The organism is Oceaniradius stylonematis (assembly GCF_003149475.2).
In the GTDB taxonomy this organism is placed as follows: Bacteria; Pseudomonadota; Alphaproteobacteria; order Rhizobiales; family Rhizobiaceae; genus Roseitalea; species Roseitalea stylonematis.
Genome location: NZ_QFWV02000008.1, coordinates 290,896 through 309,972 on the forward strand (window position 1 = coordinate 290,896; position 19,077 = coordinate 309,972).

The 19,077-nt window shown below is 65.4% G+C and carries 21 protein-coding genes, 1 tRNA gene and 1 other RNA gene; 4 read left to right on the forward strand and 19 right to left on the reverse strand.

Annotated features, from left to right (window positions below; translation table 11 throughout):
• Positions 1-2: 2 nt before the first annotated feature.
• The 10 genes from ftsL to DEM25_RS14590 all read right to left on the reverse strand — a co-directional run bounded on the left by ftsL (position 3) and on the right by DEM25_RS14590 (position 6,547).
• Positions 3-377 (reverse strand): cell division protein FtsL, encoded by a 375-nt coding sequence (gene ftsL, locus DEM25_RS14550; protein WP_109766428.1) that lies wholly within the window; start codon positions 375-377, stop codon positions 3-5.
• Positions 374-1,384 carry a 16S rRNA (cytosine(1402)-N(4))-methyltransferase RsmH gene (gene rsmH, locus DEM25_RS18225; protein WP_281004554.1) on the reverse strand — a complete coding sequence of 337 codons (1,011 nt, stop codon included), beginning with the start codon at positions 1,382-1,384 and terminating at the stop codon, positions 374-376. The genes ftsL and rsmH overlap by 4 nt, the downstream gene beginning before the upstream one ends.
• A complete protein-coding gene (gene mraZ, locus DEM25_RS18230; protein WP_245412926.1) occupies positions 1,375-1,830 on the reverse strand; it encodes a division/cell wall cluster transcriptional repressor MraZ in 456 nt (151 codons plus the stop codon). The genes rsmH and mraZ overlap by 10 nt, the downstream gene beginning before the upstream one ends.
• 400 nt (positions 1,831-2,230) lie before the next feature.
• Entirely contained in the window at positions 2,231-2,617 is a 387-nt protein-coding gene (locus DEM25_RS14560) for a hypothetical protein (RefSeq protein ID WP_147393333.1), read from the reverse strand.
• Positions 2,618-2,759: 142 nt separating this feature from the next.
• An RNA gene (gene rnpB, locus DEM25_RS14565) (RNase P RNA component class A) lies at positions 2,760-3,154 on the reverse strand.
• A gap of 51 nt (positions 3,155-3,205) precedes the next feature.
• Positions 3,206-4,354 (reverse strand): Gfo/Idh/MocA family protein, encoded by a 1,149-nt coding sequence (locus DEM25_RS14570; protein ID WP_109766430.1) that lies wholly within the window; start codon positions 4,352-4,354, stop codon positions 3,206-3,208.
• A gap of 54 nt (positions 4,355-4,408) precedes the next feature.
• Positions 4,409-4,612, reverse strand: a complete 204-nt coding sequence (gene yacG / locus DEM25_RS14575; protein WP_109766431.1) for a DNA gyrase inhibitor YacG — start codon at positions 4,610-4,612, stop codon at positions 4,409-4,411.
• 3 nt (positions 4,613-4,615) lie between these two features.
• The gene (locus DEM25_RS14580) at positions 4,616-5,263 is read right to left on the reverse strand and encodes a Maf-like protein (RefSeq protein ID WP_109766432.1); all 648 of its coding nucleotides are present in this window, start codon (positions 5,261-5,263) and stop codon (positions 4,616-4,618) included.
• An 11-nt stretch (positions 5,264-5,274) separates the two neighbouring features.
• A complete protein-coding gene (gene infA, locus DEM25_RS14585) occupies positions 5,275-5,493 on the reverse strand; it encodes a translation initiation factor IF-1 (protein ID WP_109766433.1) in 219 nt (72 codons plus the stop codon).
• Positions 5,494-5,659: 166 nt separating this feature from the next.
• On the reverse strand, positions 5,660-6,547 hold the full coding sequence (locus tag DEM25_RS14590) for a LysR family transcriptional regulator (RefSeq protein WP_109766434.1): 888 nt from the start codon (positions 6,545-6,547) through the stop codon (positions 5,660-5,662).
• Positions 6,548-6,644: 97 nt separating this feature from the next.
• On the opposite strand from DEM25_RS14590, the gene DEM25_RS14595 reads away from it, so the two are divergent.
• Entirely contained in the window at positions 6,645-7,718 is a 1,074-nt protein-coding gene (locus DEM25_RS14595) for a sodium-dependent bicarbonate transport family permease (protein WP_109766497.1), read from the forward strand.
• A 65-nt stretch (positions 7,719-7,783) separates the two neighbouring features.
• Here DEM25_RS14595 and DEM25_RS14600 read toward each other — a convergent pair whose 3' ends face one another.
• The 7 genes from DEM25_RS14600 to DEM25_RS14635 form a co-directional block, all read right to left on the reverse strand.
• The gene (locus tag DEM25_RS14600; protein ID WP_147393334.1) at positions 7,784-8,851 is read right to left on the reverse strand and encodes a hypothetical protein; all 1,068 of its coding nucleotides are present in this window, start codon (positions 8,849-8,851) and stop codon (positions 7,784-7,786) included.
• 514 nt (positions 8,852-9,365) lie between these two features.
• Positions 9,366-10,040, reverse strand: a complete 675-nt coding sequence (locus tag DEM25_RS14610) for a trypco2 family protein (protein WP_109766436.1) — start codon at positions 10,038-10,040, stop codon at positions 9,366-9,368.
• Positions 10,041-10,226: 186 nt separating this feature from the next.
• On the reverse strand, positions 10,227-10,718 hold the full coding sequence (locus tag DEM25_RS14615) for a UPF0262 family protein (RefSeq protein WP_109766437.1): 492 nt from the start codon (positions 10,716-10,718) through the stop codon (positions 10,227-10,229).
• Positions 10,708-12,024: a histidinol dehydrogenase gene (hisD, locus tag DEM25_RS14620; RefSeq protein ID WP_109766498.1), complete on the reverse strand. Its 1,317-nt coding sequence runs from the start codon at positions 12,022-12,024 to the stop codon at positions 10,708-10,710. The genes DEM25_RS14615 and hisD overlap by 11 nt, the downstream gene beginning before the upstream one ends.
• A gap of 17 nt (positions 12,025-12,041) precedes the next feature.
• Positions 12,042-12,479, reverse strand: a complete 438-nt coding sequence (locus DEM25_RS14625) for a DUF2948 family protein (protein ID WP_109766499.1) — start codon at positions 12,477-12,479, stop codon at positions 12,042-12,044.
• Between the two features lie 90 nt (positions 12,480-12,569).
• Positions 12,570-13,859: a UDP-N-acetylglucosamine 1-carboxyvinyltransferase gene (murA, locus tag DEM25_RS14630; RefSeq protein ID WP_109766438.1), complete on the reverse strand. Its 1,290-nt coding sequence runs from the start codon at positions 13,857-13,859 to the stop codon at positions 12,570-12,572.
• Positions 13,860-14,149: 290 nt separating this feature from the next.
• Positions 14,150-14,332: a hypothetical protein gene (locus tag DEM25_RS14635; RefSeq protein WP_109766439.1), complete on the reverse strand. Its 183-nt coding sequence runs from the start codon at positions 14,330-14,332 to the stop codon at positions 14,150-14,152.
• Positions 14,333-14,532: 200 nt separating this feature from the next.
• Between DEM25_RS14635 and DEM25_RS14640 the strand changes: the two genes are divergently transcribed.
• Positions 14,533-14,607 (forward strand) — tRNA-Thr (locus DEM25_RS14640).
• Positions 14,608-14,705: 98 nt separating this feature from the next.
• Here DEM25_RS14640 and DEM25_RS14645 read toward each other — a convergent pair.
• Entirely contained in the window at positions 14,706-14,987 is a 282-nt protein-coding gene (locus tag DEM25_RS14645) for a hypothetical protein (RefSeq protein ID WP_120222773.1), read from the reverse strand.
• A 254-nt stretch (positions 14,988-15,241) separates the two neighbouring features.
• Here DEM25_RS14645 and DEM25_RS14650 point away from each other — a divergent pair, with 254 nt between their 5' ends.
• Both DEM25_RS14650 and DEM25_RS14655 read left to right on the forward strand, forming a co-directional pair.
• Positions 15,242-16,216, forward strand: a complete 975-nt coding sequence (locus DEM25_RS14650; RefSeq protein WP_109766441.1) for an ABC transporter substrate-binding protein — start codon at positions 15,242-15,244, stop codon at positions 16,214-16,216.
• Positions 16,217-16,219: 3 nt separating this feature from the next.
• Positions 16,220-17,932: an ABC transporter permease gene (locus DEM25_RS14655; protein ID WP_245412927.1), complete on the forward strand. Its 1,713-nt coding sequence runs from the start codon at positions 16,220-16,222 to the stop codon at positions 17,930-17,932.
• On the opposite strand, the gene DEM25_RS14660 is transcribed toward DEM25_RS14655, so the two are convergent.
• Positions 17,929-18,951: an ABC transporter ATP-binding protein gene (locus DEM25_RS14660; protein ID WP_109766501.1), complete on the reverse strand. Its 1,023-nt coding sequence runs from the start codon at positions 18,949-18,951 to the stop codon at positions 17,929-17,931. The two genes, DEM25_RS14655 and DEM25_RS14660, sit on opposite strands and share 4 nt — an antisense overlap.
• Positions 18,952-19,077 lie beyond the last annotated feature (126 nt).

A 19,077-nucleotide genomic window follows, 5' to 3' on the forward strand; every position in this document is an offset into this window, starting at 1 on the left:
TCTCACCGCTCCCCGCCGATCGAGCCGGTCGTCAGCGCGTCATCCGGTTCACCGGCAATGATGTCGCCGACCGCGTCGCCGGGATCGAATTGCGGCGGACCGGGCAGTTCGCTGGCCGTGATGAACTGGCTGGCATCCGGCGTTTCGAGGCCGAGCTCTTCGGAGTAGCGCTCGGCCAGCGCCTGCAGGCGCTGCGGGTGGCTCAAATGCGCCCAGTCGGCGCGCAACAGGTCGATCGTCTCATGTTCCAGCGCGATCAGCCGTTCGAGCTTGCGGATTTCGGCCAGCCGCTGCTCGGATTCGTGCTTGACCGAATAGGTCCAGGTGGCGGTCGCGATCACCAGCGCGATGAGCGCGATGTTGACAAGACGCATCATGCGGTCGGCTTTCCCTGTTCGCAATCGCCCGGCCAGGGCAGGTCGGGCAGGCCGAAGATCGCCATGTCGGCGTCGCGGGCCGGCGCTTCGGTGCGGGTGGCCGCGCGCAACTTGGCCGAGCGCGCGCGGGGATTGACCTCGACCTCCGCGGGCCCCGCCGCCACCATCGCCTTGCCCCTGACCTCGAATGTCAGAGCACGCGGCTCCGCCGCCGGCAGATGGCGCGAGCCCGATGCCTGGCTGGTCCGGTCGGCGATGAAGCGCTTGACGATCCGGTCTTCCAGCGAATGGAAGGTGACCACGACGAGCCTCCCGCCCGGTTTCAGGCAGGTCTCGGCGGCAAACAGCGCCCGGGCCAGCTCCCGCAGTTCGTCATTGACGAAGATGCGCAGGCCCTGGAACGTCCGCGTCGCCGGATGGATGGTGTCTTTCGCCTTGCGCGGCTGCGCCTTTTCGATGAGCGCGGCGAGCTGGCCGGTCGTCTCGAAGGGCGCTTCCTCTCGTGCGCGGACGATGGCGTGGGCGATCCTCGGCGCGTTGCGCTCCTCGCCCAGAATGCCGATGATCCGGATCAGATCCTTGACGCCGAAATTGTTGACGATGTCGGCGGCGCTCGGCCCGGACTGCGCCATGCGCATGTCGAGCGGACCGTCCTGGCGGAACGAAAAGCCACGCCCGGCCTGATCGAGTTGCATGGACGAGACGCCGATATCGAGCACCAGCCCGTCGAGCGAGGCCGGCGCGACATGATCGGCAATGGTGGAAAACGGCGCTTCGACCAGCCGCAGCCGGCCGTCGCTGGCGTCAACCAGCGCATGTCCGGCGGCAATGGCATCGGGATCGCGATCGAACGCGACAACGTCGGCCCCGGCATCGACAATGGCCCGCGTGTAGCCGCCCGCGCCGAACGTGCCGTCGGCCATGGTCTCGCCGTGCGCCGGATTGAGCGCGGCCAGAACCTCGGCCAGCATGACGGGAATGTGCGGCGCGTCGGCGCTCACGGCGATTGCGTCCCGGCCTGCGCCTCGCGTTGAGCCAGAAGCCGCGCCCGGACGGTCTTGCGATGCTCGGCAAAGCGCTCGGGCGACCACATCTGAAAGAACTGGCCGCGCCCGACGAAATGGACCTCGTCCGAAATGCCCGTATGTTCGCGGATGAAATCGGTGACCGTGATCCGGCCCGTGCCATCGAGCTTCAGGAACGCCCCATCGCCATGCACATAAAACGACATGTCGTCGGACGCGCGCATGAACGGATCGTCGTCCGCCAGCCGCTGCTCGAACCGTTCCAGAAGGTCCATGCCGCCCGCATCGATCGCCGCCATGTCGATCGATTGCAGTGCGTACAGATCCGTCAGCCCCCTGGCCTGCAGCACGGAGCGGAAATGCGCCGGAACGGACACCCGCCCCTTCGCATCGATCCGGTTCACCGCATTCGACAGAAACCGCTCCACGCACGACACCCGCTGTTTCCGTCCGGCCAAGAGCCCTGCCACGAGCCATTGCCAAACCTGTCCCCTTCACCGCGGATCCCGATCCGCCGGCGGCCCCGCCGGCCGCTGCAACGGCATCGTTCCGTTGCGCCTTTTGCTGTGATGCACCTGCGCGTTCGCGCACGCCCGGGGTCTCCGGACATGGGCTGCATGCCGCATCACAAAACGCTGAAAGAACGAATACGCCGTTGCTGCTTGGGGTAACATGGGCTGGCATGGGCGTCAACGGGATCAAGCAACCCGGAAGCGGGTACGAGCCGCGCGAACGGGCGCTTCGGCGCAACCGCACCGTTTATCCACGGTTAACCTTAAGGAATGGTTGAAGTGCGGACGGCGGCCCGCGCGGCAAGCGATCCGGCGTTTACGGTTCGCCGCGCAGCGAAACGATCTCCGCCATCTCCCAATCGTCAAGCTCTTTGCGGATCTCCGGCAGATACTGTTCCACATCCCAGCGGATCGCCGCAAAATCGCAGACCAGCCCACGCACGTTGCGGATGGCGTACCAGACATCCTGCGACAACACCGTCGCGGCATCCTTCAGGCGCTCGGGGTTTCCGGAATTGCCCAGTGTCCATGAGCCGGTGACGCAGAGCTTGTGTCCGGTGAAGTCATGGTCCGGGTCCCGCAACTGCTCATTGTACTCGGCCGGCGAGAAATATCGGAACACGATCCGGCTGTCCTCGGCATGGGCGACCGGCGCCGCGGCCACAAGCAGGACCGCCGCAATGAGCGCTGTCGTTTTTCGCATGGCCATTCCCCTCCGGTTCAATTGCCGTCCGCTCGCGGCCGACACGACGCACCAAGCCGTGGGCACGGCACTATCGGGCAGGCGCGGGGCAATGGCAACGGCGGCGCCATGGAGCGCCGAAGCCCGCCTTGGCGAGGGAAACATTGCCAGCCGGCCTGTAAGCCGGGTTCTGTGAGCCGCAAAGCGGCCCGGCAGCCATTCATCTGGGACGGCCATCGCTGACCGCCTCATGCAACCCACCCGGACGACTGGTGCGGAGCCACCGGGCCAAGGCCCGCGCCGTCCCTATTCGGTCTTGCTCCCGGTGGGGTTTACCCTGCCATGACCGTTACCGGCCACGCGGTGGGCTCTTACCCCACCCTTTCACCCTTACCTCAGCAACTTGCGCAGCAAATGCGAAGGCGGTTTGCTTTCTGTGGCACTTTCCCTGGGGTCGCCCCCGCCGGACGTTATCCGGCACCGTTGCTCCCTGGAGCCCGGACTTTCCTCGACGCCCGCCTTTCGGCATTGGAACGCCGCGGCTGCCCGGCCGACTGGCAATGATCGTATGTAGTTGAACCAACGCCCGACCGCAACGCGCCCGAACGGTCAGAGCGCGCTCTGCATCGCATAGCGCCCGCCATGGTCGGCAAGGCAGTTGAGCGCGAGCGCGGCCTCGGTGACATGCAGCGCCTCGGCGGCAAGCCGCGTGCGCCCTTCCCCGCCGGCCGCGATGCAATCGGCGATCGCGGCGATCCCCGCACAAAAGTCGATCTGCGACGGATAGGCCGGAAGATGGGATCGGTTGGCTGGCGCGCGATAGACGAGCTTTCGCCCGGCCGCCAGCCGGAGCGGCAGCGGCCGCCCCAATTGCCGTTCGAGCCGCCGGACGATACGATGGCCGAACGCGGCCTTCTTTCCGGCCGCCTCGAGATGGATCGCCGCGCGATTGTCCCACAGATCGGCGACGGTCAGCGTGCCGGTTTCGCCCATCACGGTCAGCGCCCGGTCGCGCGGCGCGGCAAGGCCCGAGGTCAGCCGTGCCATCACGCCATTGTCGAACTCCAGCAGCGCGCAGGAGAAATCCGGCGCCATCTCATTGGCCGGAATGCCGGCGCCCTTGTCGAAGAAGAACGTGCCGGACTGGCCCGTGATGCGCCGCACCGGGCCGAACAGGCCGATCAGCCAGGTCAGCGCGTAGCCCGCATGTTCGAGCGTGCAGCCGATGCGGAACTCGTGCGCGCCCGGCCATGGCGCGCCGGAGACCGAACGCCAGTCGCGCCAGTTGAGGCGGAACACCGGCCCGTCCTCCATCTCGGCATAGACGAGCTTGGGCGCACCGATTGCACCAGCGTTCAGTGTCGATTGCATCAGCGCGAACGCGTCCGACCGTGCATTGGCCGGCGCGCCGGCCAGAACGAGCCCGGCCTTTCCGGCCATCCCGGCCAGTGTCCGCGCATCGTCGAAGGACATCGCCAACGGCTTTTCGCAGTAAAGATGCTTGCCGGCGCCGAGCACGGCCATGCCGATCTCGAAATGGCTTTCGGGATTGGTCAGGACCGCGACCGTTTCGACCGTTTCGTCCGCCAGAAGCGCGGCCTGCGACCCAAACGCCGGCACATTCCAGTGGGCGCAGAACTGCGCCAGCCGCGCATCGTCGCGGTCCCACACGCCGGCCAGGTCGAGGCCGGGATGGTTGGCAAGCGTCGTCATGTAATAGTCGGCGACGAACCCCGTGCCGATGATCGCAAAGCGCATGAACCGGTCCCCAGATCAGGACCGAAGGCTAGCGCCGATCAGCGAAAAAACCGTTTACGGCTGCGGATCGGCCGAGCCGGACGGCACGTCCTCGTCCTCATCGTCGCGCGCCGGGATCACATAGGCCCCCGACAGCCAGCGGTTGAGGTCGACATTCTTGCAGCGCGTCGAGCAGAACGGATAGGTCTCGCGCGACGAGGGTTGGCCGCATTCGGGGCATTTGCGCTTCGGGCGCAGCGGTTCGACGGTGGCGGACATGGCTCAAACGCCCCCCGACAGCCAGTTGAAATGCACCCGGTAGCCCTCGCCTGTCAGAAGCGCGACGGTCTCGGCCAGCGGCAGTCCGACGACATTGGTGTAGGAGCCGACCAGCTTGACGACGAACGTGCCGGCAAAGCCCTGAATGGCATAGCCGCCCGCCTTGCCCTTCCATTCGCCCGACGCCAGATAGCTCTCCAGTTCCTCGCGGGTCAGCCGCTTGAAGCGGACCCGCGTCTCGACGACGCGCTGGCGCATCTGGCCCCTGGGCGTGACCAGCGCCAGCCCGGTATAGACGCGGTGCGCCCGGCCCGACAGCATGCGCAGGCATTGCGAGGCTTCGTCCAGAAGTTCGGCCTTCGGCATGATGTTGCTGCCGACGGCGACCACCGTGTCGGCGGCCAGCACATAGGGCGCAGCACCGCGCTCGTCTTCGGGCAGCGCCTTGCGCTCTTCGTCGATCAGCGCGCGCGCCTTGTGCGCCTTCTCGCCGGAAAGCCGGCGCGCCAGCGAGCGCGGATGCTCCGATTTGAAGGGCGTTTCGTCGATGTTGGCGGGCAAAAGCCGCTCGGGCTCGATGCCGGCCTGTGCCAGAAGTTCCACGCGCCGCGGCGAGCCCGAGGCCAGAACCAGTGTCTGCGGCGCATCCATGGCGGGTCTGGTTACTTGAAGCGGTAGGTGATGCGGCCCTTGGTCAGGTCATAGGGCGTCATTTCGACCAGCACCTTGTCGCCGGTCAGCACGCGAATGCGGTTCTTGCGCATCTTGCCGGCGGTGTGGGCGATGATTTCGTGCTCGTTTTCCAACTGTACGCGGAAGGTGGCGTTGGGCAAAAGCTCCGTAACGACACCGGGAAACTCCAAAAGTTCTTCTTTCGCCATGCGATCCTGTTCGATCCCTGTTCATGTGGCTGGAGGGGAATGCCCGGCGGCGGCCGGACCCCGCCGCCCGGATGGGCGGGTCTTTAGCGCAAAGATGGTGATTTGAACAGCGGCTTTGAAGGGGCGGCGCAATCGGGCTTTCCGGGACTGGCGCGTTGCCCGGCCATCAGTACGGCACGCCCGCATCGGACCGCGCCAGAAGCCGCGGCAAGGCCGGATGGGGATATTTGCGCGGCGCGGTGACCGCATAGAACGGCTCGACGATGTCGAGCGCGAACGGCGCGGTCTTCACGCGGCCCGTCCGGATCTCGTCGGCCAGCACGACCGAGGGCGCCACCGCAAGGCCCGCATCCTCGCGCGCCAGCAGGCGGACCATCGCCATGTCGTCGACAAGGGCGGCGATGCGCGGCGTCACGCCGTGCCTTGCGAACAGCCCTTCGAGCTGCTGGCGGATGTCGCCGCCCGTCGGCACGATGAGCGGTTCGTTGGCCAGAAGGTCGGTCAGCGTGGCATGCCGGTCGACACGGGCGGGCGCGCCGTGCACGCGCACAGGCTGCTCGTCGAGCCGCTGCACGGCGAACCCGGCATCGTCCTCGCCGACCGGCGCCTGGGTGGTCAGAACGACGTCGAGCGACAATGTCTTCAACCCATCCAGCAGCACCGGCAGGCTGCCCGACCGCAGGACGATATCGACGCCGCCCTGCGCCATGGCCGGCCTCAGGAAGGCGATCTGGAAGTTGCGCGACAGGGTCGACAGCGCCCCGACGCGCAGCGGCGGCTCGGCCGAACCCGACCGGTCGAGCGTTGCCAAGAGCTCCTCGCCGACGCCGAAAATGCGATCGGCATGGTCGAGCGTGATGCGCCCCACTTCGGTCAGGACCAGCGTCCGGCCGATGCGCTCGAACAGGGCATGGCCAAGACGGGCTTCCAGTGTCCTGATCTGGCTGGACAGCGCCGACTGGGCCACGTTCAGCCGTTCGGCCGCGCGGCTGAGATTGCCCTCATGGGCGACCTCCCGAAAATAGCGCAGATGGTGATAGTTGAGCCGGTCCATGTTCTTAAAAATAGAACGAAATGTGAAAAAAGATATGTTTTTCTGAGGAAATCGCGGCCTGTATCCGAAGCGGCGTCAACAAATGGAGGGACGCCGCATGGAAACCGTGTCGGACATCGCATCATCGATCCTCAACCAGTTCCAGAAGCCCACGCTCGCCTTTCTGATCGGCGGCATGGTGCTGGCCGCGGCGCGCAGCCGGCTGGAAGTGCCCGAGGCGATCTACAAGTTCATCGTCGCGCTGCTGTTGCTGAAGGTCGGCATGTCCGCCGGCATGTCGGTGCGCAGCGCCGATCTGATGGCGCTGCTCGTCCCGGCGGTCATGGCGATCGCCGTCGGCGTCGGCATCGTGCTGCTTGGCACCGTAACGCTGACGCGGATTCGCGGCGTCGCGCCCATCGACGGCTATGCGACGGCGGGCCTGTTCGGCGCGGTCTCCGCCTCGACGCTGGCCGCCGGCATGGCGGTGCTGGAGACCGAGGGGATCGCCTATGAGGGCTTCATCGGCGCACTCTACCCCTTCATGGATGTCGCCGCGCTGATCACCGCGATCGTGCTGGCGCGCATGGCGACAGCGCGGCGGGTGGCCGCCGCCGGCGTCTCGCCGGACGGCACGATGGTGCTTGGCGGCGGACGGCCGGCGGCTGCGCCGGGCCAGCCGGGCAAACCCGGTCTTCTGAAGACCATTCTTCTGGACACGGTGCGCAGCCCGGCCATTTCGGCGCTTTTCCTTGGCCTCGCGATCGGCCTGCTGTCGAAACCCGAAAGCGTCTATCAGAGCTTCTACGAGCCGCTCTTCCGGGGGCTGTTGTCCATCCTCATGCTGATCATGGGCATGGAGGCCTGGGCCCGGCTGTCGGAATTGCGCAAGGTTGCCCACGCCTATCTGGTCTACGGCCTTTCGGCGCCGATCATTCACGGGCTCGTCGGCTTCGGCGCGGGGCTGATCGCCCACCATCTGACCGGGTTTTCGCCCGGCGGCGTGATCCTTCTGTCGGTGATGGCCGCATCGAGCTCGGACATTTCGGGCCCGCCCACGCTGCGCGGCGCACTGCCCGAGGCAAACCCGTCCGCCTATGTGGGAACGTCGACCGGCATCGGAACGCCGATCGCCATCCTGTCGATCCCACTGTGGGTGGCGCTTGCCGATCTCACCATCGGGCTCGGCTGAAACGGACGAGGCGTCCGCCCCTCGCAGGCGGGCGCTTGCGGTGCGGTTCAAAGATCCGAGTATTGTTAGCTGGACTGTCCAGTTGCCAGATCGAACAAAAACTGCTCGCTCGGGACGCCGTTACTCAACTGCTCAGCAATATCCGGATTGCCCGACGCGGCGTAAAACAGCGTATCAGCGTTGAGCGCACGCCATTGTGGGCTGGTGCCCACAGCCGAACCCACTGCCGCGGCAGTTATCGCCGCGTCAGTTGTGCCTTCCGAAAAGAGGAAATAGTCCGCATGCCCCGAACCCGACATAGCATCGGTGACAAACTGTCCTCTGGACGCAGCGCGCGCAAAATCGTGCAAAGCAACGGCTAACCGATCAGACGTATAGGTCTTGAAACGGTCGATGTTCTCGGGCGACACGTTCACAACAATGTTGTCAGGCGACTTTACACCCAACCTGCCAGCAAGTGCTGCCAGCTCGCTCTCATATTCAAGAGAGCGGTCACCCGAGCTTGCTCGCGCAAGCAAACCTGCAAACGCGCGCTGGGCCCCGCCTTCGCCCAAGATGGAGGCAAGCTCGCGACGGTAAGCATCAATCGCAAGGTCGTAGGCAGCAGCCGCCACGGCAAGATCACCGCCAGCTTCAAGAGAAACCGCTCGGTTCAAAATCTCCGGCGCCGGCAGGTCCGCCCATTGCCTGCTCAGAAACTCGGCGATCATGATGCTTGCGTACTGACCAATTTCTCGCTCTTCCGCAGCTTTGATGAGGGGGCATGAAAGCAACTCTCTATCGAGTCGACTGATAGAGTCTTTCAGCTTCATCTCTCTGATGGCCGTCACCCACTCAATGTTGGATACGCTGCCATCCTGGAAAAGCATGGCAATTTCGCGCCGCTCGATCGAATTGCCGCTGGAATGACTGACCAGTCTCTCGACGAAACTCGACACATCATTCTCCAAGCGGAATACGTTTATCAGTCGATCCTCATAGCGATACATGGGATGAACCAACGCTTGACCCGAACCCATCTGCCGCAACACCAGTCCTATGACGTTGCCATTGCGCAGAAAGACGGGCCCGCCACTGTCTCCACCGTCAACCGATGCCGCAATCCTGTAGACGCCCTCTTCGAGCCGGGCCAAATCCCATTCGCTGTTGTCGATTATGCGCGGCGCCACGNCGGATGGCCAGTTCCAGCGGATTGGCGTCGGCAGGAAGCTCAAAATCGATCAGCCTCAAAAGCGCTAGGTCATCAACCTGATATGCAAGCTGCCCGTCATCCGAACTCTGGCCGCCGGCAAACACATCGACGAGTTCAAGCTTGAGGCGCCCTTCGCCAACGAGCGGGTTGCGCGCGAAGACAAAAGGAGCTTGACCGTTGGCACGTCTTTGCTCCACGCGCTTCATGACGACATGCGCAGCAGTCAGATACAAGCCGTCGGCATCGATAAGGAAAGCGGTCCCTCGGGCATCATTGTCATTTATATATAGAAGTGATTTTTCGTAACGCTGCTCCATCTCAGATGGGCTCAAATCGCGCTTACCGAAGAAGAAGGCGCATTCGTCGGCATGCGCATCATTACTTGTGAAAAAAAATGCAACAAGAAGATATGGCAAAAAAGAGAATCTGGAAAAAAATGATCTCATGACCATTTTCTAACATTCACTAGAGCAAAATTTCAAATGAATCTCATGAGTTTTTACACTCGAAACTCCGCCTGATACATCAACCGTCAGCGGGAGAATTTTGAATCCGGCGCCAGCAGTCCCGTCTAGCTCGACGATGAACTTCAACGTGGACTCTATGCTGTCCAGCCGGAGCGGCGGGTCGCTCAGTTCGGCCGATGCAACCGCACCATGCGCTTCGATAATTGCCTGTGCCAACGCATCGCCGACATCGGCAACCGGTATGTCGTCACCCGAAGCCGGCGGGCGCAAATTCATGACCAATGACTGAGTGCTGGCTTCCTCAACCGAGCCGCCAGCCGACACGACCCAAAGAGACAGCTTGCCGCCAGCTTCCTGCCGGTAGACGGTCGATAAACTCAGGCGCGCATTCGTTAACCGCAGACCATCATTGGTGCCCTCACGAACGCGAATAAGCGTGTCGCGAACCTGATAGAGCAATGAATCAACAAGAACACCTGTCTCTCCATTGCTTCGTTCCGCCGCAACGGCCGAACTCACAGTTAAACCGCCAGCTGCAAGAGCAGACACCGCGCAAATCACAAAGGCTCTTGAGAAATTTGCAAACATGGCAAAAAATTCCAGAAGCTCCGGACCACCATCATTGTAGACAATTTTCCGGAAAACTCCAGTTATTCGTTCCAAGTCGCAGAACAGATAAACGAAAGACGAGAATCCAATGGCGTTCGATCTGCGCGAGTCGACAAGGCGCCTGCCATCCAACTCTGGCCAAGCCGGTAAATGACAACTGCTCGCGATCGATTGGCGCTTGTGTTTGTCGATGATCGGTATTGGGGCGTTGATTGTCCCGCCCCAGCGGAAATCCGCCCCTCACCCCTTCCAGTGCAGCACGCAGACCAGCGTGAAGAGGCGCCGGGCGGTGTCGAAATCGATGGCGATCTTGCCGTCGAGCCGGTCCATCAGCGTTTCCGAACCGTCATTGTGAACGCCGCGCCGTGCCATGTCGATCGTCTCGATCTGGCTCGTCGTCGCGCTCTTGATCGCCTCGTAATAGCTCTCGCAGATCATGTAATAGTCCTTGACGATCTTGCGGAACGGGCCGAGCGACAGGATGTGCGTGGCAACGTCCTCGCCACCCTCGCGCCTGACGGCGAAGACCAGCTTTCCCTCGATCACCGACAGATGCAGCGTGTAGGGGCCATTGCCCGCATCGCCCACCGGCTTGAACCGGTTTTCCTCGATCAGGTCGAAGATCGCGACGGCGCGCTCATGCTCCACATCGGGCGTCGACCTGCCGATCGAATCGTCCAGCGTCAGATCGCTCAGCCGGTCGTCCGGCGCAAAATCGGTCTCATCCGCCATCGGGCCCTCCCGGGTTCATGCGGATGGCGACCGAGCGCGCATGGGCGCCAAGACCCTCGGCCTCGGCGAGCCGGATCGCGGCGGGGCCGAGCGCGCGAAGCTGGTCCGGGCCGAGTTTCAGGATCGAGGTGCGCTTGACGAAATCGAGCACCGAAAGTCCCGACGAAAAACGCGCCGACCGGGCCGTCGGCAGCACATGGTTGGAGCCGCCCACATAGTCGCCGATCACTTCGGGCGTGTGCCGGCCGACGAAGATCGCGCCCGCATTGGTGACCCGGTTCGCCAGATCGTCGGCGTTCTCGCAGGCGAGCTCCAGATGTTCGGCGGCGATGCGGTCGATCAGCGCGAGCGTGTCGCCGGAATGGATGTCGTCGACCGTGACGATGCCGCCGAAATCGCGCCAGCTCGCCGCCGCGGTCTCGCCGCGCGCCAGCGTGGTCAATTGCCGCTCGACCGCGCCGGCCACCGCGTCGGCAAAGCCCGCATCGTCGGTGATCAGGATCGATTGCGCGTTTGCGTCATGCTCGGCCTGGGCCAGAAGGTCGGCGGCGATCCAGTCGGGGTCGTTGTCGCCGTCGGCGACGACCAGCACTTCGGAGGGGCCGGCGATCATGTCGATGCCGACCGTGCCGAAAACGGCGCGCTTGGCCGCCGCCACATAGGCGTTACCCGGTCCGACGATCTTGGCAACGGGTGGAATCGTCTCCGTGCCATGGGCCAGCGCGGCCACCGCCTGCGCCCCGCCGATCCGGTAGATCTCGGTGACGCCGGCCAGATCGGCCGCCGCCAGCACCAGCGGGTTGAGCACACCGTCGGGCGACGGCACGACCATGACGATGCGCCCGACGCCGGCGACGACCGCTGGCACCGCGTTCATCAACACAGACGAGGGATAGGCCGCCGTCCCGCCGGGAACGTAGAGCCCGACCGCCTCGACGGCCGTCCAGCGGCCGCCAAGCGTCACGCCGATCGCGTCGGTGTAGATGTCGTCCTTGGGCATCTGCCGGCCATGGTGCGACCGGATGCGGTCGCGCGCCAGGGTCAGCGCCTCCAGCGTTTCGGCGTCGATCCCGGCGACGGCTTCAGCCACCTCGTCGGCGCCGACGCGCATCGGCACCGCACTCAAATCCAGCCGGTCGAACTTCTTGGTCAGCCGCGCCAGCGCTTCATCGCCGTTCTGGCGCACATCGTCGATGATCGCGCGCACTGTCGCTTCGACATCGGCCGACACTTCCCGCTTCAGCCCCAGAAATGCACCGAAACGGGCGGGAAAATCGCGGTCTGCGCTGTCGAGAAAATGCGGCACGGCGAACGATCCTGTTGTCAGCCGGCCGGGTGGCGGGGTTTGAAGCGTGTCTCCCACGCAGCGCCCAGATCGGCCATCTGCGCCTCAATCACCTCGACATCGAGCCGGATCGCCGCGTCGTCGGCAAAGATCAGTTCGATCGTGCCGGCCGGCGCCTCGCCGGGATGAAAGCGGATCGCCAGAAGCGACAGCGCCTGGCTGTCATCGCCGCGCCGGATGCCGATGGTTCGGACACCGGTGACGCGGGCGAAGGAAAGCGCGGTCTTGCGCCGCTCGTGCGTGGTTGAGCGGGCGCCGTATTCGGCGTCCCAGGCAAACCGGTTGGCGACGATGGTCAACCGCTTTGCGCCCGGCGCGTAGTCGATCTGGTCGGGCTTGGTGATCGCGTCCTGCATCTGCGCGGAGATCACCGTCAGATCGGACGCGTCCAGCGCCATCAGTTTCAAGCCGTCCATCGGTCCGTCACGCGCCTGCCGGTCGGGGAAAAGGGTCTGATCGACTGCTACGCCTTTCGCTTTCGCGGTGCAACAGGAGCGCTGCCGCAATCAGCCCGAAACGCGGGCGATTTCCGCGCCGCAGGCGCCGAGCTTCTCTTCCAGGCGCTCAAAACCCCGGTCCAGATGGTAGACCCGGTTGACACGGGTTTCGCCTTCGGCGGCAAGGCCGGCAATGACCAGCGACACCGAAGCGCGCAGATCGGTCGCCATCACCGGCGCGCCCTTGAGCACCGGAACGCCGGTCACGGTCGCCGTCTGGCCGTTCAGCGTGATGTCGGCACCCAGCCGCGCCAGCTCCTGAACATGCATGAACCGGTTCTCGAAGATCGTCTCGGTGATGTGCGAGACGCCGTTCGCCTTGGTCATCAGCCCCATGAACTGCGCCTGCAGATCGGTCGGAAAGCCCGGAAAGGGCTCGGTCGTCACATCGGCCGCCTTCAGCCCGTTGCCGTTGCGGTAGACGCGCAGGCCGTCCTCTTCGGCCGTGATGTCGATCCCGGTCTCGCCCAGAACGTCGACGGCCGTCTGCCAGCTCGACGCTTCGGCGCCCTTGAGCAGCACGTTGCCCCCGGTCATGCCGACCGCCATCGCATAGGTGCCGGTTTCGATCCGGTCGGCGATCACCCGGTGCCGCGCCCCCGAAAGCGAGGTGACGCCGTCGATGGTGATGGTGCGCGTGCCGGCGCCTTCGATCTTCGCGCCCATGGCGTTCAGGCATTCGGCGAGGCACACCACTTCGGGCTCGCAGGCCGCATTGTCGATCACCGTCTGGCCGTTGGCGAGCGAAGCCGCCATCAGCGCCACATGGGTCGCGCCGACCGAAACCTTGGGGAAGCGGTAATGCGCGCCGGTCAGCCCGCTGCCCGCCGTCGCATGCACATAGCCGTTTTCGATCTCGATCTGCGCGCCGAGCGCCTCGAGCACCTCGATGAACAGATCGACCGGCCGGGTGCCGATGGCGCAGCCGCCCGGCAGCGACACGCGCGCCTCGCCCATCCGCGCCAGAAGCGGCCCGATCACCCAGAAGCTGGCGCGCATCTTCGAGACAAGCTCGTAGGGCGCGGTGATGTCGACGATGTCGCGCGCGGTGAAATCGACCGTGCGGGCATAGCCCTGCCCCTCGGCCCGGCGCCGGCCCTTCACCGCATAGTCGACGCCATGATTGCTCAGAATGCGGATCAGCTGCTCGACATCGGCCAGATGCGGCACGTTCTCCAGCGTCAGCGTATCGTCGGTCAGGAGCGAGGCGATCATCAGCGGCAGCGCCGCGTTCTTGGCGCCCGAAATCGGAATTGTGCCGTTCAGTTCATGGCCGCCGACGATGCGAATGCTGTCCATCTGGAAACTGGTCCCCTTGCTGCGTGCGCCCCTTCACCGGAACCCGCCGGTCCGCGGCATCGGCGCCCTCTAGACGATGATCGGGGCCGGTTCAAGGCAGGCGCCCCTGCGCCGCCAAAGCCGCCATGGCGGTCAACACGGCGGGCGGACGCGAACCCTTTGTGTGCCAAACAGGATTGAAGGGATGGTTAACGCATGGTTGACCGCAACGGCCGCATTTGACGGAACCGGCCATCCGGACGGCTCTGCGGCAGCGGCGGCGCCGCCCGACGCCCGCCTCGCGCGCCGCGCTAGCCGCCCTCGCCGCCTTCGGCGCCCGGCTTGGTGTCCTTGGCGGCGGCAATGCCCTCGTCACGGCAATCGGCATCGCCCGCCCGGCGGGCGCGCGCCTGGGCCTTGCGCTTTTGCAGATTGGCGCGCAGTTCCGCCGCCAGCCGTTCCTGCCGCGCCCTGGCGCTTTCGTTCTTTGCCATCGGCCTTCGCCTCCTTGCCGCCAGCGCCGCGCGGCGCATCGGTCCGCCGCTTCGCTCCGGACATGCGCCGGACTGGCCATCCGCCGCCCATGATGTCCGTATCGCGCATGTGGTCAATATCGCTTGACGCGGGCAATTGACGCCTTGATATGCGAAATGGGCTGTGGCACAAGCCGCCCGTCGCGGACACCGCCGCCAATGCTGCTATAGCTCAGGGGTAGAGCACTCCCTTGGTAAGGGAGAGGCCGTGAGTTCAAATCTCACTAGCAGCACCATTTTTCAGCATCATAGCGCACGTGGGCGCCATCGCTTGGCAAGCCCGTTTACGGGAGCGGCCGCCACGGGCGGCCGCTCCCGCGCCCCATCGCTCCGATCATTCGTCGACGCAGTGGTAGGAATGGTTGGTCCGGGTGCCGTCGGGCAGTTCGTCATACATCACGAAGACATTGCCGGCGCCGCCGCAGGCCTCGAACGCCTTGCCCGGCGTCGGATAGCCGTCGGCGGCCGACCCGCCTCCGGCCTTGGCAGCCAGCTGCATGGTGCCGGCGGCGGCAATGCCGTGGCGCTTCATGCCGGCATGGCCGGCGGTGGTGGCCGCCGTGGCGATCAGCGCGGCGCCGGCGGCAAGGGCGGCAAACTTGGAAAGACGGGTCATGGCAAAAATCCTCTGTGCTGTGCGGCGCGTCCGGTGCGCCCTCAACCGCAACGCTAGCGCTGCACGGCCCGCGGCCCTGTGCACTTGCGCACATGCCGCAACACCATTGGCGCGAAAACCCGGCCAGGGCGGCATCCAGTGCGATTTTCACCGGAATCCATCGGCTTGGCCCGATGGTGATCTGGACTTTTACACCGCTGTCACATTGGGTTGTTAGCCGCGCCCTGTCTCCCACCCATCAGAGGACCTCACCCATGCGCACGCTTCTGTCCGCCCTTGCCATCGCCACCATGCTCTCCGGCCCGGCCCTTGCCGCCTCGGGCAAGCTGGTGCTCTACACCTCCCAGCCCAACGAGGACGCCCAGGAAACAGTGGACGCCTTCACCGCCAAGCACCCCGATGTCGAGGTCGAGTGGATCCGCGACGGCACGACAAAGGTCATGGCCAAGCTCGCCGCCGAGTTCGAGGCCGGCGCGCCGCAGCCCGACGTGCTGTTGATCGCCGACATGGTCACCATGGAAGGGCTGAAGGCCGAAGGCCGGCTGATGGCCCATGAAGGCGCCGACATCTCCGCCTACGACCCGGCCATCATGGACGACGAGAAATTCTATTTCTCCACCAAGCTGATCACCACCGGCATCGTCTACAACACCGCCGCCGAGATGGTCCCCACCTCCTACACGGACCTGCTGGACGAGGCGGCGAAAGACAGGATCGCCATGCCTTCGCCACTGACCTCGGGCGCCGCGACCATCCACATGGCGGCGCTGACCGCCAACCCCGATCTCGGCTGGGCCTATTATGAGGGTCTGGCCGACCAGGGCGCCAACCCGCAGGGCGGCAATGGCGGCACCTACCGGGCGATCGCCGGCGGCGAAAAGCTGTACGGCTTCGTCGTCGACTTCCTGCCGATCCGCGAAAAGGCCAACGGCGCGCCGGTGGAGTTCGTCTTCCCCGAGGAGGGCGTCTCCGCGGTCACCGAGCCGGTCGCCATCCTGTCGACCGCGCAGAACCCGGAAGCCGCCAAGGCCTTTGTCGACTTCCTCCTGTCGCCCGAAGGCCAGCAACTCGCCGCCGACCAGGGCTATCTGGCCGCCCATCCGGACATTGCGCCGCCCGAAGGCTTTCCGGCCCGCGACCAGATCAAGCTGATGGACTTCGATCCCGCCGCAGCCCTTGAAAACGATGCCGCAAACAAGGAACGGTTCGTCGACATTTTCGGCGGCTGACCCTTGAGCGAACGCATCCTGCCAAGACCCGATGGCGAGGGGCTGACCCTCGCCATCGTCATTGCGGTGGCGCTGGTCCTGTTCGTCATGCCGCTGGCGCTTCTGGCGCGCGCCGGGCTGACGCTGGACGGCGCCGTGACGCTCCAGCCCATCCTCGATGCGCTCGACAGCCGCTCGGTGCCGCGCGCGCTGATCAATTCGCTCGACAGCGCTTTCTTCTCCGGCCTGATCGCGCTGGTCCTGGGCACGATGATCGCGCTGGTCATCGGGCTGACGGACGTGCGCGCCAAGGGCATCTTCACCTTCCTCTTGCTGATCCCGATGATGGTGCCGCCGCATGTGACGGCTATCGCGTGGATCCAGGCGATGGGGCCGTCGAGCCCGCTGCTGCAAATGCTCGGCATCGCGCCCGAACCGGGTTCCACCCATCCGCTCTATTCGCGCGGGGGCGTGATCGCGCTCCTGTCGATCCAGCACATGCCGCTGGTCTTCCTCGTCGTGCTGGCCGCACTGCGCGCCCTGCCGCGCGAGATGATCGAGGCGGCGCGGATCGCGGGCGCAAGGCCGCTCGCCGTCTTGCGCCGCATCGTGCTGCCGCTGCTTGCGCCGATCCTGATCTCGGCCTTCGCGCTCGCCTTCGTCTCGGCGCTGGGCAATTTCGGCATCCCGGCGCTGCTCGGCATTCCGGCGCGCTACACCACGCTGCCGGTGCTGCTGTGGCAGCGCCTTGCCAGTTTCGGCCCCGATGTCCTGACCTCGGTCGCGGCGATCGCCGCGCTTCTGGCCGCCATCGCGATCGCCATCATCGCCGTCCAGATGACGCTTCTGGCGCGCACCCGCAGCCCGCTGATCGGCCCGCCCCAGCCGCCGCTCGCAATCCGGCTCGGCGCGCAGCGCCCGCTGGTCGAGACGCTGCTAGCCCTTCTGGTCGCCGCAACGCTGGTCCTGCCGGTTGTCGCGCTGACGACCACGGCACTGATCCCGACCTATGGCGTGCCGTTCAACCTGACGACCATCACCTTTGCGAACTTTGCCGAGGTGCTGTTCCGCCAGCAGGTCACGCTCAGGGCCTTCGCCAATTCGACGCTCGTCGCCGGTCTTGCCGGGCTGATGCTCGCGGTGATCGCCATGGCCGTCGGCCATTTTCTCAATGCGCGGCAGAAGGGCTACCGGCGCGCCGGAACCGCGCTCGCGACCCTTGCCGAGACGACCTATGCCATTCCCGGCCTCGTCATCTCGATCGCCTTCATCCTCGCCTTCATCCGGCCGATCCCTGTCATCGACGTGTCGATCTACAACACGCTGATCATCATCGGCCTTGCCTATGTCTGCGCGTTCCTGTCGATCGCGCTCAAACCGGTGACGGCCGCCTGCGCCCAGCTCGACCCGGCGCTCGACGAGGCCGCGCGCATATCCGGCGCACGCTTTTTCATGCGCATGCGCCGCATCTTCGCGCCGCTGATCGCGCCGGCCGCCGCCTCCGGCGCCATCCTCGTCTTCCTGACCGCCTACAATGAGATCACCGTCTCGGCGCTTTTGTGGTCGACAGGCAACGAGACCATAGGCACCACGATCTACAATTACGAGGATGGCGGCTACACGACGCTGGCCGCAGCCATGTCGGCGGTAACGGTTGTTGCCACGATCGCGCTGATGGTGGCGCTCGACCGCTTCGGCAAGCGCCTGCCGCCGGGTGTGGTGCCCTGGCGGATTTAAGCCGGCAGCACCCACGCCTTGTCGAACGCCACGCGCACCGGCTCGCCGGCCGCCAGCGGCTCCGTGCTCGTCGCCTGAACCGGAGGCTCGATCCCCGGCAGCAGCACCGTCGCCTCCCAGTGCCCGCCCCGATAGAGTGCAGCGCCGACACGCCCCTCCATGCCGCCCGCATTGCCGAGCGTCACATGTTCGGGCCGGATGAAGGCCGTCGCCGGCCCGTCGGCAGGCTCTCCGTCAACCGCGACCGAATGCCCGTTCACCGTGGCGCGGCCGCCATCGACCGTGACCGGCACCAGCGTCCCGCGCCCGATGAAGCGCGCCACCGCCGCATTGGCCGGCCGCTCGTAAATCTCGCGCGGCGTGCCGACCTGTAGGAATCGACCCTTTTCCATCACGGCCACCCGGTCGGCGACAGCCATCGCCTCGCGCTGGTCATGGGTGATGTAGACGGTGGTCACGCCCGAGGCGCGGTGAAAGCGCGTCAGCTCCTCTTCCATCACCGCGCGCAGATGCGGGTCGAGATTGGCGAGCGGCTCGTCCATCAGGATCGTGCGGGCGCCGCCGGCAAGACACCGCGCCAGCGCCACGCGCTGCCGCTGCCCGCCCGAAAGGGCCGCCGGCTTGCGGTCGGCGAACCCGGTCAGCGACACGGTTTCAAGATGGTCCATCGCCTGCCGGCGCGCCTCGGCCTTGCCAAGCCCCTGCGCTTCTCCGGGAAAGGCGACATTGTCGCGCACGGACAGATGCGGCCATAGTGCATAGGACTGGAAGACGAAGCCGGTCCGGCGATCCTCCGGCGGTACATGCCGGTCCGGACCGGACATGGTTTGGCCGCCGAGCGCGATCCGGCCCTGATCGGCCATTTCCAGCCCGGCGATCAGCCGAAGAAGCGTTGATTTTCCGCAACCCGAAGCACCCAGGACGCAGAAGAATTCGCCCGTCGCGATCTCGGCATCAACGCCGGCGACCGCCCGGTCGGCGCCGAAGCTCTTGTGCACATTTTCAAGAACGACGGACATTGATACACGCGGCGGGTTGGCAACGGCCCGATCCATAGGGCGCTCCGGCCGCCGGCACAAGCACGTCCGGCTTTCGCGCGGCCCGGCCTTGGGTGCGGCGCACAAAAAGTGTTAGCCTTGTCGCAT